Here is a 6436-nt window from a genome sequence, read left to right as displayed (position 1 = left end):
TCGTGGACAACTGTATGCAGTTTCTTTTTCTTCGGAGCAGCGATTGTAACATCAAACCCTTCCTCTAACAAACGGTAATACGGATAATAAATCTCCAAAGCTTCCACCGCATCTCCAGTAACAATTAATACTTTTTTGCTCATATTGAACGTCCTCCTCCATTACTATATTGTAGAAATAAAGCGTATCTTTTCCTGAAAAGAATTTCATACGGCAATTTTTATTCATAAAATGTATAGTCACATTAAGGGATTTTTTAGTTTTTTGATTAAATGAAAGCAACACGCTAGTATATTAAATATTTAAAAGCGATACAGTATTCTTCGCTTCGAGATTTTCAATCATTTCATACCAAGACTTTGGCTTGTTTGATAAGACAGAATAATAACGTTTCAAAAACTTCACAACAAGCTCCGCTGGAAGTTCATTTACGTTATCATCCATCGGAAGGAAACAAAGGTCGAGTCCGGTTACAGCCTCTCCATCATTGTTCCAGGATGGATGAACATAAGGGAAGTCAAGACGCTTATAACCAAGATGAGACAATACTTCACGGCGGACATATGGATCCATCGGTTTAATTCCGCCAAATTCATAATGCTCCACCCGATAAGGATCATAAATTTCCGCAAACATACCAAATAACTGCTTTCCGTTTGCTGCTGCCCAGGCGTTCAAATCCTCTAGCCTCTTTTGCGCTAAAAATCGGCCGATGCCAAGTCCTGCCTGACCGATGATCGTGAAATCAGTCATTGCCACATTTAAATCTTCATAATAGCGGTACTCTGTCGCACCTACGACATTTCCTTCGTGAACAGCAACACATACACGAATTCCCGGATCTTCCAAAGGCTCTTTCCAAAGATCGAATGCTAATACTTCTTCAGGAGGAAATACCTCTTGCATCAATTCGTGCATTTTTTTAAACAAAGGGTCTTCAATACTCGTAATTCTCCGATATTCCATCTTCATCATCCTCCTTGTTCAGATTTTGCTGTATAAAAAGGATTTTTCCATTCCATCAGTGCTGCATAATTACAAGACTCTTCATCCTCTAAATAGTTAGCCACCACTTGAACAGGGGTACGGCCGCAGCGAAGCAGGAAAGTGATAACAGGGTCCTTTAATTCTCCTTTGACGACTGCTTCGAGGTATTGTTCTGCCGTCATCTCATCAGCTTTTTTATGATAGCCGGGCATTCTTCCTCCGCCTAACAGACGTTCTAATCCCAATTGAACGACGACTTCATACATGGATAACATTAGCCATTTTCCTAATCCTAATTTGCGATAAGCAGGACGCACGCCAATATCGACTACATAGAGCGTATTTCCATTTGGATTATGGTTGCGAATATATCCATTATCGGTAATTTCTTCCCATGTATGCTCCGGATGATTCGGATCAAAGTCAACAATCAATCCTGTCATCGATCCAGCAATTTCGCCATCGACCTCTACACATAAGGCTCCTTCTGGAAAGAGAGTAACATGGTTTTTCAGCTGTTCCGTGTTCCACCATAATTCAGATGGGAATGGCGGTGGGAAACTTTCTTGCTGGATGCGGATTAAGCCGGGAAAGTCCTTTTCTTCATAATTTCGAATGACCGCCGGAACAGGCCGATCTTGGTCAAAGACGTAAAATTCTTTTCGATACATTTTTCTCCCTCCTTTAAGAGCGCTAGTCTTACCTTATTTCCAGTCCGGATAGAGATCGGTGCGTCGGTCACGCCATGTGGTGACGGAACCGCTTTCGCGAACTTGATATAACAGGTCTAAATCGAGATCAGCGGTTACAACCATATCATGATTGATTTCTCCTTCTACCAAGATGCCGCGCGGAGGAAATGGAATATCGTTCGGTGTAATCACTGCCGCTTGGCCAAAATTCGCCCGCATAAAGTCAACCGTCGGAAGGGAACCTACTGTACCAGTCGTGACAACATAGACTTGATTTTCGATGGCTCTTGCATGGCTTGTGTAACGGACACGATGGAATCCGTGACGATCATCGGTGCAAGAAGGACAGAAAATAACATCAGCGCCTTTCGCTTTAGCCATACGAACAATTTCTGGAAACTCAATGTCATAGCAGGTCAACATGGCAATCGTTCCTTTTTCAGTCTCAAACACTTGCAGGCCATCGCCAGGCGACATGTTCCATTCCTTTACTTCCGTAGGCGTAATATGGAGCTTTGCCTGTTCGGCAACTCTTCCATCTGGATAGAACAAATGAGCCACGTTGTATAATCGGTCACCTTTACGGATGACATGGGTTCCTCCAATAATATGCATCTTTGTTTTCTTTGCTAAATCTATAAATAAAGACCGATATTGTTCAGTAAAATCAGGAAGCTCTTGAATCGTCAAAGGCTGTCCTTGTTCATTGCCAATGGACATGAGCTGAGTGGTAAAAAATTCTGGAAATAAAACAAAATCTGCATCAAATTCTTGAGCTGTTTTAATATAATGTTCCACTTGATTAGCAAATTCTTTAAAAGAATTTATCGTATGGAGATGATATTGAACGGCTGAAACTCTTAGTTTCATAAGCCTCCTCCTTTCTTGTCATCAGTCTTAAAAAATTTTACCCCATTCATGTTATTAATAGCCATGATATTGATATTATTAAGCACATCATTCGCTTTAACAAGTACACACTTTCATGTAACATAGTATAAAAAAGTATACTAAAAGGGAATATAAAGAATTAAGTGAGGACAGTCATCAATGTATATGCGTAAAAAACGGGCAGCAGACCTTTTATAAAGATGCTGCCCGTTTTTTGATGACTATATGCCTCTACAAGGTTTAGCGCTCCAATAAACACACATTCTTTCTGCAAACATAACGATATTGAAATAAAGGAAGATGAGAAGGCCGTTTTCGAGCTTTTAAAGGAGAGAGCGTTTTTTATTTGGCGGACTCATTGATTTTTACTTGGCCCTTCACGACCGTCTCCATATAATTTTTCCCCCACTCATACATAGCATCAAGAATTGGCATTAGACTTTTTCCGTGTTCAGTCAGTGAATATTCTACTTTTGGAGGAACAACAGGATAGACTTTACGTTCAACAATAAGGTCTGCTTCCAGTTCTCGCAGCTGGTTAACAAGCATTCGTTGGGTGATCCCCGGCATGAGAGCCTTCAGCTCGCCAAACCGCTTCGTTCCACCTTTTCCTAGATGCCATAAAATAAGCATTTTCCATTTACCGCCAATAACAGCAAGTGTCAATTCTTTTTCACAGTTATACATTTTGCCACAAACATGTCCCATTTATTCCACCTCCATCTCTATTATAAACCAATAGTATACTTTTTATCACTATATGACAATAATGCACATACTTACAAAACATTTCATTTCTATCCATAACAGCTAGGATTTATTCCTTCTTACAGATAAAGGACTTTTCATGAATCCATTTCATTCAGCATATATCCGTACCGATTATAACCATAAGTATACTTTTTTACACTATATTATATTTTTATTACTACGTGATAATAAAGTGCGTACTTCTAAAATAGGATTATACGGATTATACTAGCTTCTGTAAAACAAAACGTAAGCATAGGAGGGGACAACATGAATCGTGGTCCAAATACGCTCCAAGAATATGGGGTATCCGGGGAGTTGTTCCAATGCACACGTGGATGAAATGGCAGCCAATGCCGGACAAGATCCATACACAAGCACGAATCCGCGTGAAACATCGGTAGAAGAAATGAAAAAATTATACATCGCAGCGTTTTATGGTCTGGATGTTAACTTCTAATCGGCACGTACCATCAAAATTTCTTATCAAAGATAAAAAGATCGGATTCCATTTGAATCTGATCTTTTTATCTCACTGTATTCAAAAATTTTCGGTTTAGAAAATGTTTCGAAAGGATGGGGGAATGAAAATTGGATTCTATGACCTTTGTCTTGTTTGGAGCAACAGGGGATTTAGCGAAAAGAAAAATTTTTCCTGCATTATATCATTTATTTCTCGATCAAAAAATGCCTCATTCGTTTTCCATTATTGGTTTAGGTAGAAGAGAATGGTCGGATGATGACTTTCAAACACATGTGGCACATTCATTAAAAACATTTTCTACACGTTTCATCAATGACCGTTCCAAAATGGAAGAATTTCTCCGTGCATTTCGTTATACTTCTTTAGATGTAACGGATATGGAAGGGTATAAAAAGATATTGGAAATCGTTCAGCAACGTGAAAAAGAGTTGAATATTCCTGAAAACCGCATGTTTTATTTATCTGTTGCGCCAGAGTTTTTTGATGTAATTACGTCGAACATTAAGGAAAGTGGATTAGGCTCCACAAAAGGTTGGAAACGTCTGATTATCGAAAAGCCGTTTGGGCACGATTTGAGATCCGCTCAAGATTTAAATAAAAAGTTAAGTCAAGCTTTTGAAGAAGAGGAAATTTATCGGGTAGACCATTACCTCGGAAAGCCAATGGTACAAAACCTTGAAGCTTTAAAATTTGCCAACCCTGTGTTTCAAGCATTATGGAACAATCAGTACATAGCCAATGTACAAATTACGGCTAGTGAAACGGTCGGGGTAGAAGAGAGAGCGGGTTATTATGACCGCGCAGGGGCCATTCGCGATATGTTCCAAAATCATATGCTGCAATTGTTGATGATGACAGCCATGCACTTGCCGAAACGGATCAGCGCGAAAGACATCCGCGACGAAAAAAGAAAAATCCTCGAATCTCTTCGCCCATTACAAAAAGAAGAAGTAGGTTTACATGTCGTTCGCGGCCAATATGGCCCTGGAGAAATCTCTGGTAAACAAGTTGTTGGATATAAAGAAGAGCCCGGAATTGATGCTTCTTCAACAACAGATACGTTTGTTGCGGCCCGTTTGTGGATTGATGATGAGTTTTGGAGCGGGGTGCCATTTTATCTCCGTACAGGTAAAAGAATGAGGGAAAAGTCCACACGTATTGTCATTGAATTCAAAAATCCATTAAAGGAATGGTACTTACTAAAAAATGAGGAAACGGTTCCTAATCTTTTAGTGATTGAAATCAATCCGAATGAGGGTGTTACGTTGCAATTAAATAGTAAAAATATATTAAACAATGGGAAAATCGAGCCTATTCATATGCAGTTTTTGACTAACAAGAAAAATGTACCTGAAGCCTATGAACTTTTAATTTTTGATGCTTTGCGTGGCGATTCGACTTTCTTTGCTCATTGGAAAGAAGTTGAACTCTCTTGGAAGTGGATGCAGCCTGTTTTAGAGGCATTTGAGGAAAATCTCCTTCCCCTTTATTCGTATCGTTCAGGTTCAATGGGGCCAGAGGCTTCTCATCGGTTACTGGAAGAGGACGGATTCAATTGGTGGTAGTTACGAATGATCGTGTCGAACTTCATTCTCATCGTTAGAAAATGGAACTATAGATTAGCTGTGCATATATACGTATAAAATGTGAATAATGTCGAAAGGTTAAATCAGTTCGAGGGGGCAATGAACATGAAAGTCGGGTTAATCGGTTTAGGGAAAATGGGATTAAATTTAGGTAAAAATCTCATTGACCATAAACATGAAGTAGTGGCGTTCGATGTAAATGCAAATGCGGTTGAAGAAATAAAAAAATACGGGGCTAAAGGTGTATCGAGCTTAGAGGAACTCGTTTTATCATTAGAAAAACCAAGAATTGTTTGGATCATGGTTCCGCACAATGTTGTCGATTCGGTTATTCGTGAGATTATCCCATTTTTAAGCAAAGGAGACATTGTGATTGATGGCGGCAATTCTCACTATAAGGAATCGATTCGTCGTTATAATGAGCTAAAAGAAGCTGGGATTCGTTTTATGGATGCCGGGACCTCTGGCGGGGTGGAAGGTGCTCGGAACGGCGCGTGTTACATGGTTGGCGGTGATCCTGAAGCTTGGGATATTGTCGAGCCTCTTTTCCGGGATACGGCTGTAGAAAATGGGTATTTATATGCAGGAAAAGCAGGCAGCGGCCACTTTTTAAAAATGGTCCACAATGGGATTGAATACGGGATGATGGCTGCCATTGGTGAAGGATTTGAAATATTAGAGAAAAGCGAATTCGATTATGACTATGAAAAAGTAGCAAGAGTATGGAATAACGGTTCGGTTATTCGTTCATGGCTTATGGAATTAACAGAACGCGCCTTTTCTAAAGATGCAAAATTAGAGGAAATCAAAGGAATTATGCATTCTTCCGGTGAAGGAAAATGGACGGTCGAAACGGCTTTAGATTTACAAATTGCCGTTCCTGTCATCGCTATGTCGTTATTGATGCGTTATCGTTCATTAGAAACAGATACATTTACAGGTAAAGTAGTAGCAGCTTTACGCAACGAATTTGGCGGGCATGCTGTGGAGAACAATGAGAAGAAATAAATCTAAGTATTTGAAGCATCTCCATGAAAGGTTCTTAA

7 protein-coding genes and 1 pseudogene are annotated in these 6436 nt (G+C 39.7%); 3 read left to right on the top strand and 5 right to left on the bottom strand.

The features are described 5' to 3' along the window. The 5 genes and pseudogenes from B0I26_RS15705 to B0I26_RS15685 all read right to left on the bottom strand — a co-directional run. Nucleotides 1-143 (bottom strand): annotated as a pseudogene (locus tag B0I26_RS15705) (peptidase); the annotation flags it as partial. Between the two features lie 151 nt (nucleotides 144-294). Continuing rightward, nucleotides 295-966 carry a GNAT family N-acetyltransferase gene (locus tag B0I26_RS15700; protein ID WP_111646341.1) on the bottom strand — a complete coding sequence of 224 codons (672 nt, stop codon included), beginning with the start codon at nucleotides 964-966 and terminating at the stop codon, nucleotides 295-297. Between the two features lie 5 nt (nucleotides 967-971). Next, nucleotides 972-1658 carry a GNAT family N-acetyltransferase gene (locus tag B0I26_RS15695; RefSeq protein WP_111646340.1) on the bottom strand — a complete coding sequence of 229 codons (687 nt, stop codon included), beginning with the start codon at nucleotides 1656-1658 and terminating at the stop codon, nucleotides 972-974. Between the two features lie 33 nt (nucleotides 1659-1691). Further along, complete coding sequence (locus B0I26_RS15690; protein ID WP_111646339.1) at nucleotides 1692-2549, bottom strand: carbon-nitrogen hydrolase family protein; 858 nt, start codon at nucleotides 2547-2549, stop codon at nucleotides 1692-1694. 363 nt (nucleotides 2550-2912) lie between these two features. Further along, nucleotides 2913-3278 carry a winged helix-turn-helix transcriptional regulator gene (locus B0I26_RS15685; protein ID WP_020961358.1) on the bottom strand — a complete coding sequence of 122 codons (366 nt, stop codon included), beginning with the start codon at nucleotides 3276-3278 and terminating at the stop codon, nucleotides 2913-2915. 319 nt (nucleotides 3279-3597) lie between these two features. Here B0I26_RS15685 and B0I26_RS15680 point away from each other — a divergent pair, with 319 nt between their 5' ends. The 3 genes from B0I26_RS15680 to gnd all read left to right on the top strand — a co-directional run bounded on the left by B0I26_RS15680 (nucleotide 3598) and on the right by gnd (nucleotide 6398). Next, entirely contained in the window at nucleotides 3598-3780 is a 183-nt protein-coding gene (locus B0I26_RS15680) for a hypothetical protein (RefSeq protein ID WP_245934813.1), read from the top strand. 131 nt (nucleotides 3781-3911) lie between these two features. Continuing rightward, nucleotides 3912-5369 carry a glucose-6-phosphate dehydrogenase gene (zwf, locus tag B0I26_RS15675; RefSeq protein ID WP_111646338.1) on the top strand — a complete coding sequence of 486 codons (1458 nt, stop codon included), beginning with the start codon at nucleotides 3912-3914 and terminating at the stop codon, nucleotides 5367-5369. A gap of 126 nt (nucleotides 5370-5495) precedes the next feature. Next, nucleotides 5496-6398 carry a phosphogluconate dehydrogenase (NAD(+)-dependent, decarboxylating) gene (gnd, locus tag B0I26_RS15670; RefSeq protein ID WP_111646337.1) on the top strand — a complete coding sequence of 301 codons (903 nt, stop codon included), beginning with the start codon at nucleotides 5496-5498 and terminating at the stop codon, nucleotides 6396-6398. Nucleotides 6399-6436 lie beyond the last annotated feature (38 nt).

It is taken from the genome of Paranoxybacillus vitaminiphilus (assembly GCF_003259935.1).
Classification (GTDB): domain Bacteria; phylum Bacillota; class Bacilli; order Bacillales; family Anoxybacillaceae; genus Paranoxybacillus; species Paranoxybacillus vitaminiphilus.
This window is presented reverse-complemented; position numbering and strand designations above follow the sequence as displayed.